Origin of the sequence: Spiroplasma clarkii, from assembly GCF_002795265.1 — a bacterium.
In the GTDB taxonomy this organism is placed as follows: domain Bacteria; phylum Bacillota_I; class Bacilli_A; order Mycoplasmatales; family Mycoplasmataceae; genus Spiroplasma_A; species Spiroplasma_A clarkii.
In genome coordinates this window covers 967,994-984,598 of the sequence record NZ_CP024870.1, presented here as the reverse complement: position 1 = coordinate 984,598, position 16,605 = coordinate 967,994, and the positions used below count along the sequence as shown (strand labels likewise).

Genomic DNA, 16,605 nt, shown 5'->3' with positions numbered 1-16,605 from the left:
AATAGCAATGAATTTGTTTATTGGAATTGGATATATCACCAATATTAGTGAATTAAAGAAATCGCAAGCTAACACTTACTATGTTAGCGCAACATTATGAACTAATAATATTGGAATAGAAAAAGAACAAAAGGACTTAATGGTAATGTTTCAAGCTTTTGATGAACTTGGACTAGAGTTAGATAAAACTAGAAATACCATTAATCCTGGAGATAGGTATATAGTATTAGGTTTTGCAAAAATTGATGTAAAATTCAAAGGCATTACAGTTCAAAGAATTATTAAAGTAAATAATGAAAGTGATATAGATAGTTTCTTTAAAACAGAATTTTGAAAAATGCTATAAGTTTTGCTTCTTTTTTTGAACAATTTAAAGATACTTTACCAATAAATAGGATTAATGAAAAAATCAATGATTTAATCATTAATAAAAAAATTATTGTTCTTGATGAAAATTATATAACAGATGAAAATACAAATAAATTTGATTTTTTGCTAGGTTCTATAGAAGAGTTTGTAAATGAGATCATTGAATGTTGTAGGTTTGCAGCAATTGTTGATAGTAAATTATTGATAAGTCATGGAGTTGATAAATTTGCTCTAGTCTATTATTTGCAAAGACATGATTTTGATTTTGAAATTTATGGAATAATTAGTTCAAAAGGTTTCAAAATAAAAATCTGAAAAAATTCAAAAATTTCACTTGATGAAATTATCTTCCTATTACAAAGTCAGGGAACTAGAAATATTGACACTATCTTATCAACAGAATATTTTGTTGTTAAAAGTGATTTTTTACAATATAGAGAGAGAAGAAATGAAAATGGAAAATAGCATTTATAAAGATTATTTAAAATTAAAGAAGACCAAGGTTTTTGATAATGATGAAGATATTATAAAAGCTTTGGCAAAAAAGTATAAAGTTGCAGAATCAATAGTTCAAGGTGATATTAATATTACTTCAAGTACTAATATTTTTAATTTTGAAAATGATTCAAAGAAAATTGTTAAATTTCAACCTGTTTTAAGGGATGAACTATCATTGATGTACAAGTACCTTGAAAAGTTAGATAGGTCAGATGTGGACTTACAAAACTTGGAATCAGAAACATTGAGCATTTTAGAAAAAATTAATGTAAAGGATGAAGTTAGTGAATTTTGTATAAAAGGCTTAGTTATTGGTGATATTCAATCTGGAAAAACAAGTTCAATGATTTCATTAATTTTAGGTGCATTTGACATTGGCTATGAAACTGTAATCGTTTTATCTGGCTTAATTGAAGATTTGCGTAATCAAACAGGATTTAGAATTAATGAAAGTATAGGCATAGATCCAAATGATGTTGAAACTCTTATTAGTATGAGTGACTATGGCATAGTCAACCAAACATTGGACAAAGATGTTAATATTGGTTCGCTTATTGCATATAAAATGAATGAAACTAAAAAAACATATTGGATTATCAAAAAAACAGCAAATAAATTAAAGGTAATCAATGAAATTTATAATGGATATAATGAAGATGTAAAAAACTCTTTGAAGAATAATAAGGAAAGTACAATTGCAAAAAAAATGAATTCAAAAATTTTGTTAATTGATGATGAGGCTGATCTGGCATCTCAGGATAATTCCCCTTCAAAAACTGAAGAGGTGTCAAAAACAAATCAATTAGTAATAGAATTATTGAAACAGTTTAAAAAAGTTGCATTAATTTCTTACACTGCAACTCCTTTTGCAAATTTATTAACAAACAAAAACAGGACTCATATGGATGAGACTTTATTTCCAGATAGTTTTATAAGTTTATTATCTCCTGGAGTAAGCTACACTGGATTTGAAAAATACAAGGAATTGGATTCAGAAGTTAATAATGTTAAGTTTTTGGATGAAGAAAAATTATTTGATTATAAAAAAAATAATAATTATGAAATTAGCAATGATACTGATTTCAAAACAATTGTTAAAATCTTTTTAACTAGTGTGGCAATTTTTAAATATCAAGAAATTAGAGAAAATGTTAAAATTGAGAATTTTAAAACTATGTTAGTTAATATTGATATAAAAAATATTAGTCAAGAGTTATTGAAAAAAGAGTTTTCCAATATTATAACCTCAATAGTTACATCTTTAAATAGATTTAAAGAATTATACAAAAATGATTTAGAAGAGTTGCTAAAAAAAGATTACAAGTATTTATATGATGAATATGCCAATATTTGTCATGAGGAATTTTGATATTTATATAAACAAGCAGCATTAAATTGTCAAGTTGAAGTAATCAATAAAAATAGCAAAAGCAAAAATTCTGATAGATTATTTGATGAAAACTCCTTAGAAACAAATAAAGATAAAATCTTAATTGTAATAGGTGGTTATAAGTTATCCAGAGGTTTAACAATCCCTGGACTGTTTACAACAGTTTTTTATAGAAATACAAATAATTTTGATACTGCAATGCAGATGTGTCGTTGGTTTGGTTATAGAGATAATTATATTAATTATACAACTTTATATACAACTCAAACAGCATGAGATAATTTTTGTGAGATGTTTGAAACTTATGAAGATTTTAAGAGAGATGTTCAAGTGCAAGGGAGAGACGGATTAACAGCTGAGGAATTTATCATTAAAATTTCAGCATCAGAATCATTGCTACCTACAAGCAGAAATAAAATGAAGGGTGCTGAAAAACTATATGATAAATGAAGTAAAACTGGTAGAAATCAAATATACAATTATCAGATGGAGTCTAAAATTTTGCAAGAAAATATTGAGTCTTTAAAAAAATTAACATTAAAGTTAAAATTTGAAAAAACTAATCAAAATTATGTTGCTAGAAAAATTCTGTACAAATATGTTAAAGAGTTTCTTGATGATTTTAATTTTGAAGAAAAAAGCAAAGAAAAAATTGAAAACCATAAAATTTACTTTGAACAAAGCAATAGAGAATGAGATGTAGTTATTAAAAATATAGGTAAATCAATATATGGTTCTCTGGCATTAAATGAAGATGTTTCTGTTAACTTAAGTAGTAAGGACTTTAAATGGATACAATTAAATAACAAAGAAGTTGCCCACATAAAGACTGTGCTAACAACTGATATTGAAAATTATAATTTTAACAAAATTGGTAAGATTAATAATACAAAAAGTAGACTATTAGAGATAACTAATCCAGTCTTGTTTATTACTATAAATAAATTCAGAATTAATGAGAACTCTGAAAGCAATGCCATTGAGGAACCAGTTGTAGCAATTGCATTTTACAATCCTGATGAAAAAGAAATTGCAATTAACTCAAAAAGTATATATTTAAATACAACCACAGGTGCATTTATAGATAAAGAAGAGGATAATTAATGTTTATATGGTTATTAAATACATAATTTTTAGAAAGTGATCAAAGTTGACATAAATTTTAATTATAGAGAATAAGCATAAAAATTTTTTGTGAGAGTGAAATTTAATAGGAGAGTTAGTTTTTATGAATTTATCAATCATCATTTCAATAGCATCTATTTCATTATCTTTACTAATTTTTTTGATAAGTTATATTGTAATTCCAATTTATAAGAATAAGAATGATTTTAGTAATAAAGTAATTAAAAGAATTATTGCAGATCAACAAGAAATTATTAACACAAAAATTTGAATTGGTAAACCATTAGGTCAGAATTACTGTGAAGTTATTGAATACTTAATTGGAGAGTTCAAATATCTATGTGATGACTCATTGACAAAAAATAATAGGTTGGGAATAGAAGTAATTTTAAAAATTTACTTTAAATTATATGAAAAAGTTAAAATAAATTTAAAAAGAATGTTGGAGTATGATATTCCAATAAAATTTAGGAGTGGGGAAGTTGGACCAGGATATTCATATAGGTTTGTTGACCTTAATAGTTTAAAAATTAAGGGAATAGACAACTTCTCATTTATAGAAATATATAATTACTTTAACAATATGTTTTTTATATATATTAGTGGTAGAAAATTTTATTTAAGTGAAAAATGAAAAGCTATATTAAAACATATTAAAAATAGCAAAAAATTGACGTAAAATATATAACTTACTTAGAAGCTAAAGTTTAAGTTAGTGGATTGGAAGTTTAGTTTATACTATAAAAATAGATTAGCTTGTTATCAGTATCTTAAAAATTTTTAGTTAATAAATGCTATCTCACAGTACTTTTGAATAAAGTGCAAATTATTATGGGTGAATAAATTTAACTCTTGAAATTTACCAAAATTAGTCATGAAATTTGTCCATTTAACAAAGAATAAAATGAGGAGATATTATGGAAAATCAAAATAAAAACAAGTCAGAAGTTATTAGTGTTTGTGTGGACATAAGGAATTCAACAAACCTACATAATGTTGTTGGTGATCTTGAAGAAACAGCAGATATAATTTCAGGTTTCATTTCTAAGGTTTATGATGCTATGAGAGGAGTTAATGAAAATTATGTTGACAAGTGTATATATTCAGGAGATGGCATTATTTTTGTTATTGATGTTGATAAAAATAATAGAGATGATTCTTTTGAAAATGTTGTCAAAATAGTTTTTGAAATTAAAAGTATAATTGAGTATTATGTTGAAGAGTATAGTCAGCATAAATTTATGGTAGGAATTGGTGTTGATACGGGTAAAGTTTATCACAAGAAAGTTGAAAATTTAAAAAATATTTTCAATAATACTTTATATGTAGGTAAAGCAGTTTCATTTTCAACAAAAATTTGTAATACTATGCCATTTAAAAACAAAAAGGATAAGAAAAATAAATATATAGGTTTAGGCATTGAATTTTTCAAACAATTAAAAGGAGAAAATTTGAAAAAGTTTACCACAACTAAATCAAAGAAAAAGACGGTGGAGAAAATTGATTTGTAAAGAAGAAATAGTTTTAAAGGAATTTGATTTTTTAAAGGCTGAACAGAGATATATGGAAAGTAAGCTAAATATTCTAGGTGCATCAATTATTTCAGCTAATTCTTTTATACTGATAGCTATAAATAATTTTTTTCAATTTAGTAAAATAGAGATACTGATATTATTATTTTTTACATTATTTCCTATAATATTTTTATTGATTGGCATCTTACCTTTGCGTAAAGTGGTTGAAAAAAATGAAAACTATGAAAAAAATAAAAATTTTAACTTATTCTCACAAGAAAGAGAACCAATTAATGAAGATAATTTTATAGATCAATTTAGATTTCAAAGTAATCTAGCAATCAGAATTATAAGACGAAAGAATAAGTATTCAAATTTAATAATATGAAGTGAAATATTATGAATTGCAATTATGATTATTATTGTAATTATTTCTTGGGTTAGACTATAGATTAAAACAAATTATGTAGTTTTAGATAATTTCTCTTAAATTATTATATTTATATGAAAATTGATTTTTTTGGTTGTAAAGATGCAGGGAAATTAAGTTTATATAAATTTATTAAGTAAAATAGAAAAGCACTTTTCACTTTAATCAACCAAATGAAATTGAAAATTTTAAAAATTTTGGCGATAAGAAAAGATTCAGGAAATAAAAAATGTTACTTGCTAAACTTGAAAAGTAAAATTATCTTTCCCAAGAACCATGCAATAATTTTATTAAATTTCCTTGATTTTATCAAGTTCTAAGTGCAACAACATATTCATCATGATAATTATCCTTTTCATAATCTGGAACATTAATTCATTTTGAAATTACCCATTCAACTACATCAAAACTGTGAAGGATAGTATCAAGTGCTAAAGTGTTGGCACCATTGGTTTTGATTGTTTCTAATCAGTCAATATCTGAAAAATATTGTATGACAACAAATCCAGTGAGCTGGGTAATTTCTCTAACTATTTGGTGTAACCTTTTCCCAACAATAATTAATCTATCTTGACTGGGATTAAATTTTGCTAAAATATTTTCAACCTTATCAACATGACAAATGTTGATTTTTTTATTTAGTTTATTATAATACTTTTTTTCACTGCAATATAAGTAAATCATAAATTTCCTGTCCTTCTATTTTTTATTATCTATTATGGATTTAATATGTAATTCTGTTAGTAATTTAATATTTTTGTCACCAAGAGTACTTGAACCTAAAACTAGGATTTCAATGGGACCAATGTTATTTTGGTAGTCTTCATAATAATATTGACATGAAGTATTAAAAGTTACATTATTTTTTAGTGCTTTTGCCAATAAATTGGTAAAAGCAATCCCTGTGATTCACAGAACAAATCCAAACTCACAATTATTACTTTTAAATTCTTTGATATAATTTTTTACATTTTCAACTAAATCAGTTGAGATATTATCAAGATGAATTACATCCAGTTGATCTTTACTTTTCTCAAATCTGCTAATTAATGATTTTTTTAATTCTAAAAAACTATCATTAATTAATACCAAAACTTTTTTCTTCTTTGTATTAGTCATTTTTACTCCTTTTTCTCATTATAGATAAATACAGGCTTAAAATAATTTCAAAATAAGGCATTTATTCCTGATAAAAGTACATAAAAGCGAATTAATATATAATAATATTTATAAGAGGGGTGAAAAATAATGGATGAAAAAGTATCTCTACTTTACAAGATTGAAGAAATTAAAAAAAATGGCCAAAACCCAGTTTACAAAAGTATTGCTGGAGCTGTCTTATTAAATCTGCCAAGAATTGGTGAACTTAAAGTTAGCACAATTGCCAAAACAGCACAAGTTTCAACTTCATCTGTAACCCGATTTTCTCAAATGCTTGGTGCAAGTGGCTTTAAAGAACTAGCATTTAGTTTGGTTTGAGAAAGAGATTTACAAACAAAAAATTATCGCTCAGAGATTGTTGAAAATGTTTCAAACATTTCACACAAACTCCCAGAGGTTGAAAAACTCTTTGTTTCAAAGCTTTGAACTGCTAATAGAAGTGATTGTAAATCAATTTGTAATATTGCTTCAGTTCTTAAACAAAATAAAGTTGTCTTTCTTTTTGGAACTGGAGAATATGCCCAACTGTTGCAAATATTTAAAAATGATTTGATGTGAGAAGATAAAACCATTATCTTTTCATCAGATTTAGATAACCAAGTCCATTATTCTAAAAATATTTCAAAAAATGATGTGGCATTTTTTGTGGATGATGCTATGATTGGCAATGAATTTTTAGAAATCTTAAAAAATGTTCAAGCAAAAACAAATAAAATCTGTATGTTAACTTTTAATTCCCGAATTTTTGAACCAAATATTTATTGATTAAATTTACTAGCAATCTCAGGGAAAAATAAAGTAGCTAAATTGGCTTTTGTTATTTTGGTCTTGAAAACTATTATAGCACTAATGGGAGGAGAAAAACTCAATGTCTAAGAAATTAGAAATTAAAGATGGATTTTATATCAATAATACCAAAACCAAAATTGTTTCTGGGGCAATTCACTATTTTAGAGTTGTGCCTGAGTATTGAGAAGACAGAATTATCAAACTTATTGAAATGGGTTGTAATACAATTGAAACTTATGTGCCCTGAAATTTGCATGAACCATATGAAGGTAATTTTTGTTTTGAAGGAATTGCTGATTTAAATCACTTTTTAGAATTATGCACAAAACATCAGTTAAATATCATTTTAAGACTTTCACCTTACATATGTGCTGAATGAGAATTTGGTGGTTTTCCTGGCTGACTCTTAAAGTATGATAACCTAAGACTGCGAAGTGATTGTGCTATTTTTTTGCAAAAAGTTGACAATTTCTATAAGAAAATTGCACCAATTGTTGGTCAACATTTAGGTAAAAATGGGGGCAACATAATTATGTTACAAGTTGAAAATGAGTATGGATCATTTTCATATGATAAAGAATATCTGCTTAAAATCTACAACATTATGGTTAAATATGGATTGGATTATAACTTATTTACAGCAGATGGCCCATGAGATAATTTAATGCAGCAAGGAGCAATTCCAAATTTAGCATTACCAACAGGTAATTTTGGTTCTAATGCACCAGAAAGATTTAAAAATCAACTAGAGTTTACTAAAAATAAAGATTTATTAATGTGTATGGAATTTTGAGATGGTTGGTTTGATTGTTGGGGTGATAAAAAACATAACACCAGAGCAGCTGCCGAAGCCACCACAGAATTAGAAGCTGCATTAAAGCTGGGGAGTGTTAATTTATATATGTTTCATGGAGGCACAAACTTTGGGTTTTGAAATGGTTCAAATTTCAAAGATAAACTTTTACCAAGAGTAACATCATATGATTATGATGCCCCATTGAGTGAAGCGGGTGAAAGGAGGACTAAATTTTTTGCTTTTCAAAATGCAATTAAAAAATACTTGCAAACTCCTGTTAAAAAAACTCTAAGTGTTGAATTAAATCAAAATTTTAGTGGGAGTTTTTCAAACCCAAAAAAATATTCTTTACTAGACAATCTAGAAACTGTTTGTAGAAAGAAAGTCTGAAATAAGTATCCACAAAATATGGAGAAGCTTAATCAAAACTATGGATACATTGTTTATAAGAATATTTTTACCTCAACTTACAATTTTGAAGGCAAACTAGAGTTATTTGATACAAATGATAGGGTACATATTTATGTGAATAAAGTTTTGACTGCCATTATTGAAAATGAAAACATCAAAAATGGGGTTACCATCCCAATTGTGACTGGAGAAAATGAAATCATTGTTATGGTAGAAAATCTAGGAAGAGTAAATTATGGTCCCTATATTCATATGCAAAAGAAAGGCATTGTGGACAATGTTACTTTAGACAAGATAATTCTTATTAACTGAGAACATTATGTTTTGGATTTTGAAAATATTGCAGATTTATACAATCATAATTTTTTTGAAACCTTTACTTATCAAGGTTCTCCCATATTAAATATTTTCAACTTAAGTGATACTAACATTTTTCAAGACACATTCATAGACACTTCAAAATATCACAAAGGTCAAATTTTTGTCAATGACTTTAATTTAGGAAGGTATTGAAAAATTGGTCCCCAAAAAAATTTGTATGTTCCAAAGTACCTGTTCAAAGCAAAATCTAATAAAGTACTAATCTTTGAAACAGATTGTGTGGGCATTAGTGAACTCCTATTTTCCAATAAAGAAAGTTTGTAATTAAAATTTTTTCATAAGAGCAAAAACATTTCACAACTAAGAAGTTGTGATTTTTTTTATCACTATATAATAAAAATGGATTGGAGGAAAAAGAGATTAAATGAATAAAATAATAAAATACTGGCGTTATAGTATTGCTGTCTTGTTCTTTACCTTACTATTTGGATTTGTCATGGTTAAATATGGTTATTTAAATGGTCAGTTTTATGGAAACATATCAACTTATTATGTTGGACTTGTCATAATGTTAGTAGCTTGATTAGTTATTGAAATTTGTCTTGCAAAAGAAGCACTACAAAAATTTGCCATTCCCACAGCAATAGTTTTATGTCTGACAGCCACTATTTTGATTAATGGTTATCTAGCAATGATTGGTGGAATGTTACTAACTGTAGATATTTCAATGTGGTACTTGTTAACTAACAAAAAGTTTACAACCAAAAAACAAACTAAAACAGAAGAGAGGGATTAATTATGGAGAATAAAATTAATATTGTTGCTTCAAGAATTGACCAAAGGTTATTGCATGGACAAGCTACTATGTTTGTTAAAAAACTTAATGCTAATTTGGTAATTGTGTGTAATGATGCCGCAGCCACTGATAAAATCCAACAAAATTTAATGAAGGTGTGTATCTCAAGTGACATTGGGTTAAGATTCTTTACAGTGCGACAAACAATTGATCTTATTTGAAAAGCAAGTCCTGAACAAAAAATCATTATTATCATTGGAAATGTGAAAGATGCCTATGACTTGGTAATGGGAGGTGTCCCACTCACTCAAATCAACATTGGCAATATTCACAGTTCTAGTGGTCGAAAAAAACTGAATCGATTTATAAATCTTTCAGAAGAGGAGTCTAAAATGTTAGCACAAATGTATAAAGAGAAAAATGTTAAATTCTCAAATTATGGTTTAAGCACAGATGTCACAGATAGCCCTCTGGATTGAGAAGGGATACTTAATAAATGGATATAAATTTTGGTCAAGCCCTAGGGATTGCTATCTGAAGTGGCTTTATAATTTCAGGACCTATTTTTACACCATTAATGGGTATGCTTAAACCTATGTTTTCAGGATTAGTAATTGGTTTAATCTTGGGAAATGTTGAATTGGGATTAATTGCTGGAGGAACATTTGATTTAGCTTATCTAGGATTTGGTAGAGCAGGTGGAGCTAATCCACCATCAAACGCAGCACCAGCAATTTTTGGAGTAATTTGAGTGGTTACTTTAGGAATGGATATTCAAGTGGCTTTATCACTTACTTTCCCATTGGCTGTTTTCATTGCTTTTATGAATACCTTCATATTTTCAATTATGGCACCAACTTCAAAAATTGTTGAACCAGCAATTAGAGCAAAGAATAAATTAGGATATTACTTCCTTGCCAATTCAACTTTATTTGTCTTATTTATTTTGGGGGTTTCTATTGGCTTTGCTGCTTGTTACTCACTTGATGGTATTAATGAAGCAATTCAAAGTTTACCACAATGATTGATGAATGTTTTTAAAGTTAGTGGTAACTTACTACCTGGAGTTGGATTTGCAATTATTTTAAGTATTATGATGAAAAAGAGTTACATTCCCTTTGCTTTATTGGGCTACTTTGGTACATCATACTTAGGATTAGGATCAATTCCACTAGTAATTTTAGGAGTAATTGTTGCTGCAATTATTCTACTTGTTGAAAAAAACAACAAAAATTATTTTGATGAAAAAATTAAAGATTTTTCAAATAACAATATAAATGGAGGTGTAGTTAATGGTATCTAGTAGTCAAATTGAATCAGTTGATACTGTAGAGATGTACCAAGATGGTACTTCAGCAAATCCTGGTAAAACTAGTAAATCAATTGTAGCAAAAATAATTGCTTTAACTTGATTTACATTAGCAAATGCATTTAACTATGCAACAATGCAAGGAATTGGCTATGGTTTTATCCTTTATCCTGCACTAAAACAAATCTTTAAAAATGATCCAGCTAGGTTAAATCATGAACTTATTGAAAATTCAACTTTCTTTAACTGTAATAATTCATGAACACCACTAATCATTGCCTTGCACATTAAAATGCTGGAAGCCGGAGCTTCAACTAAAGAAGCTATTATGGTTAAACTCTCACTAATGGGGCCATTGGCCGGAATTGGAGACACATTGTATTCATTTACTATGGTTCCAGTGTTTACCATTATTGGGGTACAATTTTCTCAAAATGGAAGTGCTTTTGGAGCAATTCTATCAGTGGTAGCTTTATCACTTTACTTCTTTGCTGTTATGCTTTCAGTAACCTTATTAGGTTTAAAAATGGGTGAAAAAATTGTTGATGATCTAGCACAAACTATGAAAACTATTTCATTAATGGCTTCAATTATTGGTATTACTGTAATTGTTGGTCTCTCATTAACATTCGTAAAATTTAACTTAGATATTTCTTGAACTCAAGCAGTAGGTAGTGGTCAAAAATCAAATAGTATTAAAGAGATTTTAGATAATGTGGCCCCAAATTTACTACCTGTAACTGCAATTTCAACATATGTAGCTTTGATCAGTAAAGCCAAATGATCGGTTATTAAAGTCATTATGTTTACTTTTGTAGTAGCTATTGTTGGAGCAACAGTTGGGTTCATTACTCCTGCTTAGTAAGATGTACAAAATTTTATTAACAGGACATGGTAAGTTTTGTGAAGGTTTAATTGATGTTTTTGAAATGTTAACTGGGGAAATTGGAGTGCTTGAAAGTTTAGCTTTAACCAAAGACATGGAATTTGATGTTTTTGCCAAGCTAGTTGCAAATAAAATTAATCAAGATAATTGAATAATTTTAGCAGATATCATTGGAGGAACTCCAATGAAGGTTTTTTTAGAAAAACTTCACCACCAAAATAACAATTCAGTTTTAATTGCTGGAATAAATTTACCATTGTTATTAGATATATACTTTAAAATTGGTAACGAATGTAATGAGATTGAAAAAATAAAAAAAATTATTAGAGAATCAATTGAGCAATCAAGAGAAAACATGGAAATGTTTGATTCTAGTTTTATAAGAGGTGAATAATGAAAAAATTATTAACTTATTTTGGGATCTTTGGGATCACAATCACAGCACCAACAACTGTAGTATCATGTCACTTTGGAGAAGAAATCCGAACCCCAAGTGATTTAAGTAAGTTTACAGAAAGTGACTTTGTCCCAACAATCATTAATTGATTAAAAAGTGAGACAGGTCCAACAGCCACCACAATGTATAGTGATGTTAAAAATGTAATTTTAAATTACTTGAAAGCAAATTCAATTACTATTAATGACTTTGATTTAACAGTATTAATTGAAGCTAATAGTCAAGTTTTACCAAAAGATAACACTGAGGTTGATTTAAACCATGATGGAGAAAATAACTTTACAATAAAGGCATGAGTGCCATCATTTATTACAGCTGTGAGCAATAGTATTGATGTAAAAATTGAAAAAATTAAAATTAATTTTTTAAGCATTAATGATTATTTTGCTGAATTAAACAAATTAAAATTTAGTGATTTCAATAAAGGAATTAGAAACCTAGAAAAAGTTTCAGGTGAAGAACTAGCAATTATGTTTACAAATATGACAAACAGTATTTTAGGAAATAAACCTTATGAAATCAACAACCCCTTAAGGGGAGTTGATTACTCATTTGAGATTTTGACTAAAAACAATAATGTCATTGATAATCAAATGACTTTTGATTTAAAAACATCAGGATTGAAAGAATTAAATATTAGTCTTAAATTAAATGATTGATCGATAAATATTTGAGATAGTCAAATGATTAATCTAATAATTTCTATTGACGATCAAGGTGATATAATATTTGTAAATGAAGACTCACTGTAGTTGAAAGTGAAATCCAAAAATAGGGTTTCATTTTTTGGAGGTAAGATAATGCCAGAGTATGTTTACTGAATAGTTATTGGTTTAATGTCTTTTGTTGTTTTATATTTAGCATTTGTGCTACCATTTTTTAGAAGAAAAACAAATAAAAAAGCACAAACAAAGCACAGTGAACTGGTAAATACCATTAAAGTAGGTTCGAAAGTCATAATAATGGGTGGAATCTACGGAGAAATTGTGAAATTTGATAAGTATTTAATGCACTTAAAGATTGCAGAAAATGTAGTAATTGTTGTTGACCGAAACTCAATTTATGGGTAAAGTCAAAATGAAGTCTGAAGATAAGAGAAAGATTAAAGGTGATTAGCATGGAAATATTAGGATGAGTGTTAATAGGTCTTGGATCATTGGCACTAATTATAGTGACAATTGTTAAACTTGCTTTATATGTTTCAAAATCTAAAAGAGAGTTGTTAACAGGGAAAAGCAAACCTCAAACTTTTGTAAGTAAAAACATTAATTATTTTTTGTTCTTCATTCCAATTTTGATAATTGCAGCAGGATTATTTATTAACTTTGGAGATATTAAACTCTAATGATTTTAAAAATTACTGGCTATACATTATTTGCCACAATTTGTTTAGTTGTTATTGCTTGATTACTGTTTGATCAAAAAAAGAAAAGAACAAAAAGAGCTGGAATGATGCCATTTTTAGAACAACAAAGAGATAGAGCTGCTGAATTGTTTGCTGAACTTGATGTAAAAAAATTAAGTGAAGTTTTAAAATATTGTGATGGTAAAGCATATCAATCTAGTTGATTTAACAATTATGATTGAAAGTTATTTTCCAATCTTAAATCGCAATACGATTCATTTGTGCTGTTGGTTTTAAATGTAGAAGATAATTCAGTAGTCCCAGTTTATTATTCTAAATGTGAATACAAAAATATCTACTTGTTTATGAAAGAAATAATTTATAGCATCGACATTAGAATTAAAGATGTTGATAATAAAAAACAATATGAAGATGTATATTTAGCAATAGCAGAGTATTTAATTTTTCATCAAGTAAGTTTAGATGACATAATTTTTTTGCCATTAAAAAATGAAATTGATGACAGTGAATTGTTAAAAATAAGTTATACTTTTGGCTTCAATAATGTTGAAAAACCAAGAAATCCATTTGAACTTGCTTCTAAAAGATTAAGTATAAACAACAGTTCGAATGACATTTCTTGAAACCAAGATCAACTTGGTGAAAGAAAGTATGATGATGTATTGACACAAACCAAAATAAAAGAATTAAAAAATGAAGATGACAATAAAAATATGTTGTTGATTTGACTTGAAAATTCAAGTCTAGATTATCAAAAAAATTTCAAAATACCTTTTTTAATATTAAATAAAAAAGAAATCCAAAAGTATTTTGATGAAGATGAAAATTTAGAAACACAAATTGAAACTATATTTAATAATAGTACTTTTGAAGAAGAAGTTGCAAATCCAATTTATAACTTAAAACAATTTAAGAATAAATTTGGTGGAGAGTTAAAATGAGAAATTGTTGACAGCAAACAATCACAAATAAAAAAAATAATTAAATCAAAAAGCAATTTAATTAGAACACTGAGGGTTTAAATATTATGGAGTTTTCAATATTATCAAAAATAAAATCTGCTTGCAAATTAGATTTAGCAGAGAATGGTATTTATGTTTCAATTGCAAACATTCTACTTGAAAAATTAAATGTTCTTGATAAAATTTCAATCATTTCATTATCAAAAGAAGCAAATGTTTCACCAGCTTCAATAACTAGATTTGCTCGAAAATTTGGTTACAGTGGTTGAAAAGATTTTATTGAAGCTCTTAAACGTGAATATAATATGTCATCAACTCCAATTGTTAGTAACTCAAGTAAATCCAAATTATTGTTATATGCAAAAACAATTACAAACTCGATCACTGCAGTAGCAAAAGAAAATGCTAATTCAATTGATGAAGTTGTTGCAAAACTAGATAATTTTAAAGATTGTATTTATCTTTTTGGTATTGGAGCCAACATGGATGTTATTAAAATTTTTAGTAGTGAACTTTCGGCATTGGGTTTTAATGTGAGATATGATTCAGATTATGCAAACCAAATTCGATTATCAAAAATTGCAAAACATGAAGATCTAGTATTTATTTTTTCTCATTCAATGATTGGGGAAACTATTGAAGCAATCTTTTCAAATATAAAAAATCAACAATGTGAAATAGTTTTAATTTCACATAATAAAATTAGTGACACAATTTTCATTAATGTCCCACAAAATGAAGCAGTACATAAAAATAGTCATTCAAAAAGTTCTTTTGCAATGTTATTTTTAGCATATGCAATTATCAACAACATTATTGAAATTAAATTAAAAAATGAAAAAAGGACGAATTAAATTATGAAAAACATAGATAAAGCAGTTAACCATATTGTAGAAAAAATGGAGCAAAATTATTTAACATTAAATAATCTTTTTCCTGATTCACATACAATTTGTGGGAAATACCCAAAAGTAAGCAATTATTTAATAGAGGCTGGGTGAACTTCTGGATTTTGAACTGGTATGCTATGGATGATGACGATGTATAGTAAAGAAAAAAAATATCAATTACTTGCTGAATATCATCTAACTTCATTTCGTGCAAGACTTAGAGAAGAAATTTTGATCAATCATCATGATTTAGGCTTTTTGTTTTTACCATCAGCTTATTCACAGTACAAACTAACAAATTTTTCAAAAGCCAAAGACACAGTTGTTTGAGCTGCTGATAAACTTTGTGAAAGGTTTGTAGTTCCAGGTGAATACATTCAAGCATGAGGTGAAATAGATAAAAATAAAAATGGGAAATTTATTATTGATTGTAATCTGAATGTACCTTTATTATTTAAAGCACATGACTTGACTGGTGAACAAAAATATTTAGACATTGCTGTAAAACATTTAAAAACAGCAAGTCAATTATTAATTAGAAATGATGGTAGTACTTTTCATTCATTTAATATGAATGCAATTGATGGAAAACCTTTATTTGGAGAAACAGTTCAAGGGTTCTCTGATACTTCATGTTGGTCAAGAGGTCAAGCTTGAGCAGTTTACGGTTTTGCTATTGCTTACAAAAGAACTGGTTTAGAAATTTTTAAACAACCTTACTTTAAAGTAACAAGTTACTTTATTAAAAACTTACCAAATGATTTAGTTCCATATTGAGATTTAGTTTTTACAGATGCAGATAGTGCAACGCAAGAAAAAGATACATCAGCTGCAGCAATATTTATTAATGGGGTTTTAACTATGAGTGAAACTCTTGGTGAAGAAAATAGTGAATTTAAAGATATTGCTATAAAATGTTTAGAAAGTCTAACCCAAAATTATCTTTCAGATCAAAATAGTGAAGGGATTTTAAGTCAAGGTGTTTACAATAAAAAATTAAATGTTGGAGTTAATGAATCAGTTATTTGAGGAGACTTTTATTTTATGCAAGCAATTTTTTTATTAAAAGGTTTAGATTTTTATAAAATTTGAGAATAATAAATTTATAATTTTATTGTTAAAAATTTGTTAGGAT

The 16,605-nt window shown here is 27.1% G+C and carries 21 protein-coding genes; 19 read left to right on the top strand and 2 right to left on the bottom strand.

What is annotated here, in order from left to right; translation table 4 throughout:
• Window positions 1-7 precede the first annotated feature (7 nt).
• The 6 genes from SCLAR_RS04445 to SCLAR_RS04425 all read left to right on the top strand — a co-directional run bounded on the left by SCLAR_RS04445 (window position 8) and on the right by SCLAR_RS04425 (window position 5,347).
• Complete coding sequence (locus tag SCLAR_RS04445) at window positions 8-346, top strand: hypothetical protein (RefSeq protein ID WP_100254730.1); 339 nt, start codon at window positions 8-10, stop codon at window positions 344-346.
• On the top strand, window positions 331-834 hold the full coding sequence (locus tag SCLAR_RS07065) for a hypothetical protein (RefSeq protein WP_157795150.1): 504 nt from the start codon (window positions 331-333) through the stop codon (window positions 832-834). The genes SCLAR_RS04445 and SCLAR_RS07065 overlap by 16 nt, the downstream gene beginning before the upstream one ends.
• Window positions 818-3,361, top strand: a complete 2,544-nt coding sequence (locus SCLAR_RS04440) for a Z1 domain-containing protein (RefSeq protein ID WP_157795149.1) — start codon at window positions 818-820, stop codon at window positions 3,359-3,361. Before SCLAR_RS07065 ends, SCLAR_RS04440 begins: the two co-directional genes overlap by 17 nt.
• A 124-nt stretch (window positions 3,362-3,485) precedes the next feature.
• The gene (locus SCLAR_RS04435; RefSeq protein WP_100254728.1) at window positions 3,486-4,061 is read left to right on the top strand and encodes a hypothetical protein; all 576 of its coding nucleotides are present in this window, start codon (window positions 3,486-3,488) and stop codon (window positions 4,059-4,061) included.
• 238 nt (window positions 4,062-4,299) lie between these two features.
• On the top strand, window positions 4,300-4,893 hold the full coding sequence (locus SCLAR_RS04430) for a hypothetical protein (protein ID WP_100254727.1): 594 nt from the start codon (window positions 4,300-4,302) through the stop codon (window positions 4,891-4,893).
• Window positions 4,883-5,347, top strand: coding sequence for a hypothetical protein (locus tag SCLAR_RS04425; RefSeq protein WP_100254726.1), 465 nt, complete (start codon window positions 4,883-4,885; stop codon window positions 5,345-5,347). Before SCLAR_RS04430 ends, SCLAR_RS04425 begins: the two co-directional genes overlap by 11 nt.
• Before the next feature lie 285 nt (window positions 5,348-5,632).
• Here SCLAR_RS04425 and SCLAR_RS04420 read toward each other — a convergent pair whose 3' ends face one another.
• Both SCLAR_RS04420 and SCLAR_RS04415 read right to left on the bottom strand, forming a co-directional pair.
• On the bottom strand, window positions 5,633-6,010 hold the full coding sequence (locus SCLAR_RS04420; protein ID WP_100254725.1) for a hypothetical protein: 378 nt from the start codon (window positions 6,008-6,010) through the stop codon (window positions 5,633-5,635).
• Window positions 6,011-6,025: 15 nt separating this feature from the next.
• Window positions 6,026-6,445: a hypothetical protein gene (locus SCLAR_RS04415; RefSeq protein WP_100254724.1), complete on the bottom strand. Its 420-nt coding sequence runs from the start codon at window positions 6,443-6,445 to the stop codon at window positions 6,026-6,028.
• A 129-nt stretch (window positions 6,446-6,574) separates the two neighbouring features.
• Here SCLAR_RS04415 and SCLAR_RS04410 point away from each other — a divergent pair, with 129 nt between their 5' ends.
• The 13 genes from SCLAR_RS04410 (at window position 6,575) to SCLAR_RS04350 (ending at window position 16,568) form a co-directional block, all read left to right on the top strand.
• Window positions 6,575-7,363: a MurR/RpiR family transcriptional regulator gene (locus tag SCLAR_RS04410; RefSeq protein WP_100254723.1), complete on the top strand. Its 789-nt coding sequence runs from the start codon at window positions 6,575-6,577 to the stop codon at window positions 7,361-7,363.
• The gene (locus tag SCLAR_RS04405) at window positions 7,356-9,128 is read left to right on the top strand and encodes a glycoside hydrolase family 35 protein (protein ID WP_100254722.1); all 1,773 of its coding nucleotides are present in this window, start codon (window positions 7,356-7,358) and stop codon (window positions 9,126-9,128) included. Before SCLAR_RS04410 ends, SCLAR_RS04405 begins: the two co-directional genes overlap by 8 nt.
• A 100-nt stretch (window positions 9,129-9,228) precedes the next feature.
• On the top strand, window positions 9,229-9,600 hold the full coding sequence (locus SCLAR_RS04400; RefSeq protein WP_100254721.1) for a hypothetical protein: 372 nt from the start codon (window positions 9,229-9,231) through the stop codon (window positions 9,598-9,600).
• A gap of 2 nt (window positions 9,601-9,602) precedes the next feature.
• Entirely contained in the window at window positions 9,603-10,106 is a 504-nt protein-coding gene (locus SCLAR_RS04395) for a PTS sugar transporter subunit IIB (protein ID WP_100254720.1), read from the top strand.
• The gene (locus tag SCLAR_RS04390) at window positions 10,097-10,903 is read left to right on the top strand and encodes a PTS sugar transporter subunit IIC (protein ID WP_100254719.1); all 807 of its coding nucleotides are present in this window, start codon (window positions 10,097-10,099) and stop codon (window positions 10,901-10,903) included. The genes SCLAR_RS04395 and SCLAR_RS04390 overlap by 10 nt, the downstream gene beginning before the upstream one ends.
• On the top strand, window positions 10,893-11,771 hold the full coding sequence (locus tag SCLAR_RS04385; protein ID WP_100254718.1) for a PTS system mannose/fructose/sorbose family transporter subunit IID: 879 nt from the start codon (window positions 10,893-10,895) through the stop codon (window positions 11,769-11,771). The genes SCLAR_RS04390 and SCLAR_RS04385 overlap by 11 nt, the downstream gene beginning before the upstream one ends.
• 4 nt (window positions 11,772-11,775) lie before the next feature.
• Complete coding sequence (locus SCLAR_RS04380; protein ID WP_100254717.1) at window positions 11,776-12,189, top strand: PTS sugar transporter subunit IIA; 414 nt, start codon at window positions 11,776-11,778, stop codon at window positions 12,187-12,189.
• Window positions 12,189-13,004 (top strand): hypothetical protein, encoded by an 816-nt coding sequence (locus SCLAR_RS04375; protein WP_100254716.1) that lies wholly within the window; start codon window positions 12,189-12,191, stop codon window positions 13,002-13,004. The genes SCLAR_RS04380 and SCLAR_RS04375 overlap by 1 nt, the downstream gene beginning before the upstream one ends.
• Before the next feature lie 48 nt (window positions 13,005-13,052).
• A complete protein-coding gene (gene yajC, locus SCLAR_RS04370; RefSeq protein WP_100254715.1) occupies window positions 13,053-13,322 on the top strand; it encodes a preprotein translocase subunit YajC in 270 nt (89 codons plus the stop codon).
• A gap of 47 nt (window positions 13,323-13,369) precedes the next feature.
• The gene (locus tag SCLAR_RS04365) at window positions 13,370-13,597 is read left to right on the top strand and encodes a hypothetical protein (RefSeq protein WP_100254714.1); all 228 of its coding nucleotides are present in this window, start codon (window positions 13,370-13,372) and stop codon (window positions 13,595-13,597) included.
• A complete protein-coding gene (locus tag SCLAR_RS04360; protein ID WP_100254713.1) occupies window positions 13,597-14,640 on the top strand; it encodes a hypothetical protein in 1,044 nt (347 codons plus the stop codon). Before SCLAR_RS04365 ends, SCLAR_RS04360 begins: the two co-directional genes overlap by 1 nt.
• 5 nt (window positions 14,641-14,645) lie before the next feature.
• Window positions 14,646-15,434 (top strand): MurR/RpiR family transcriptional regulator, encoded by a 789-nt coding sequence (locus SCLAR_RS04355; RefSeq protein ID WP_100254712.1) that lies wholly within the window; start codon window positions 14,646-14,648, stop codon window positions 15,432-15,434.
• A 3-nt stretch (window positions 15,435-15,437) separates the two neighbouring features.
• A complete protein-coding gene (locus SCLAR_RS04350) occupies window positions 15,438-16,568 on the top strand; it encodes a glycoside hydrolase family 88 protein (RefSeq protein WP_100254711.1) in 1,131 nt (376 codons plus the stop codon).
• The last annotated feature ends 37 nt before the right edge of the window (window positions 16,569-16,605 follow it).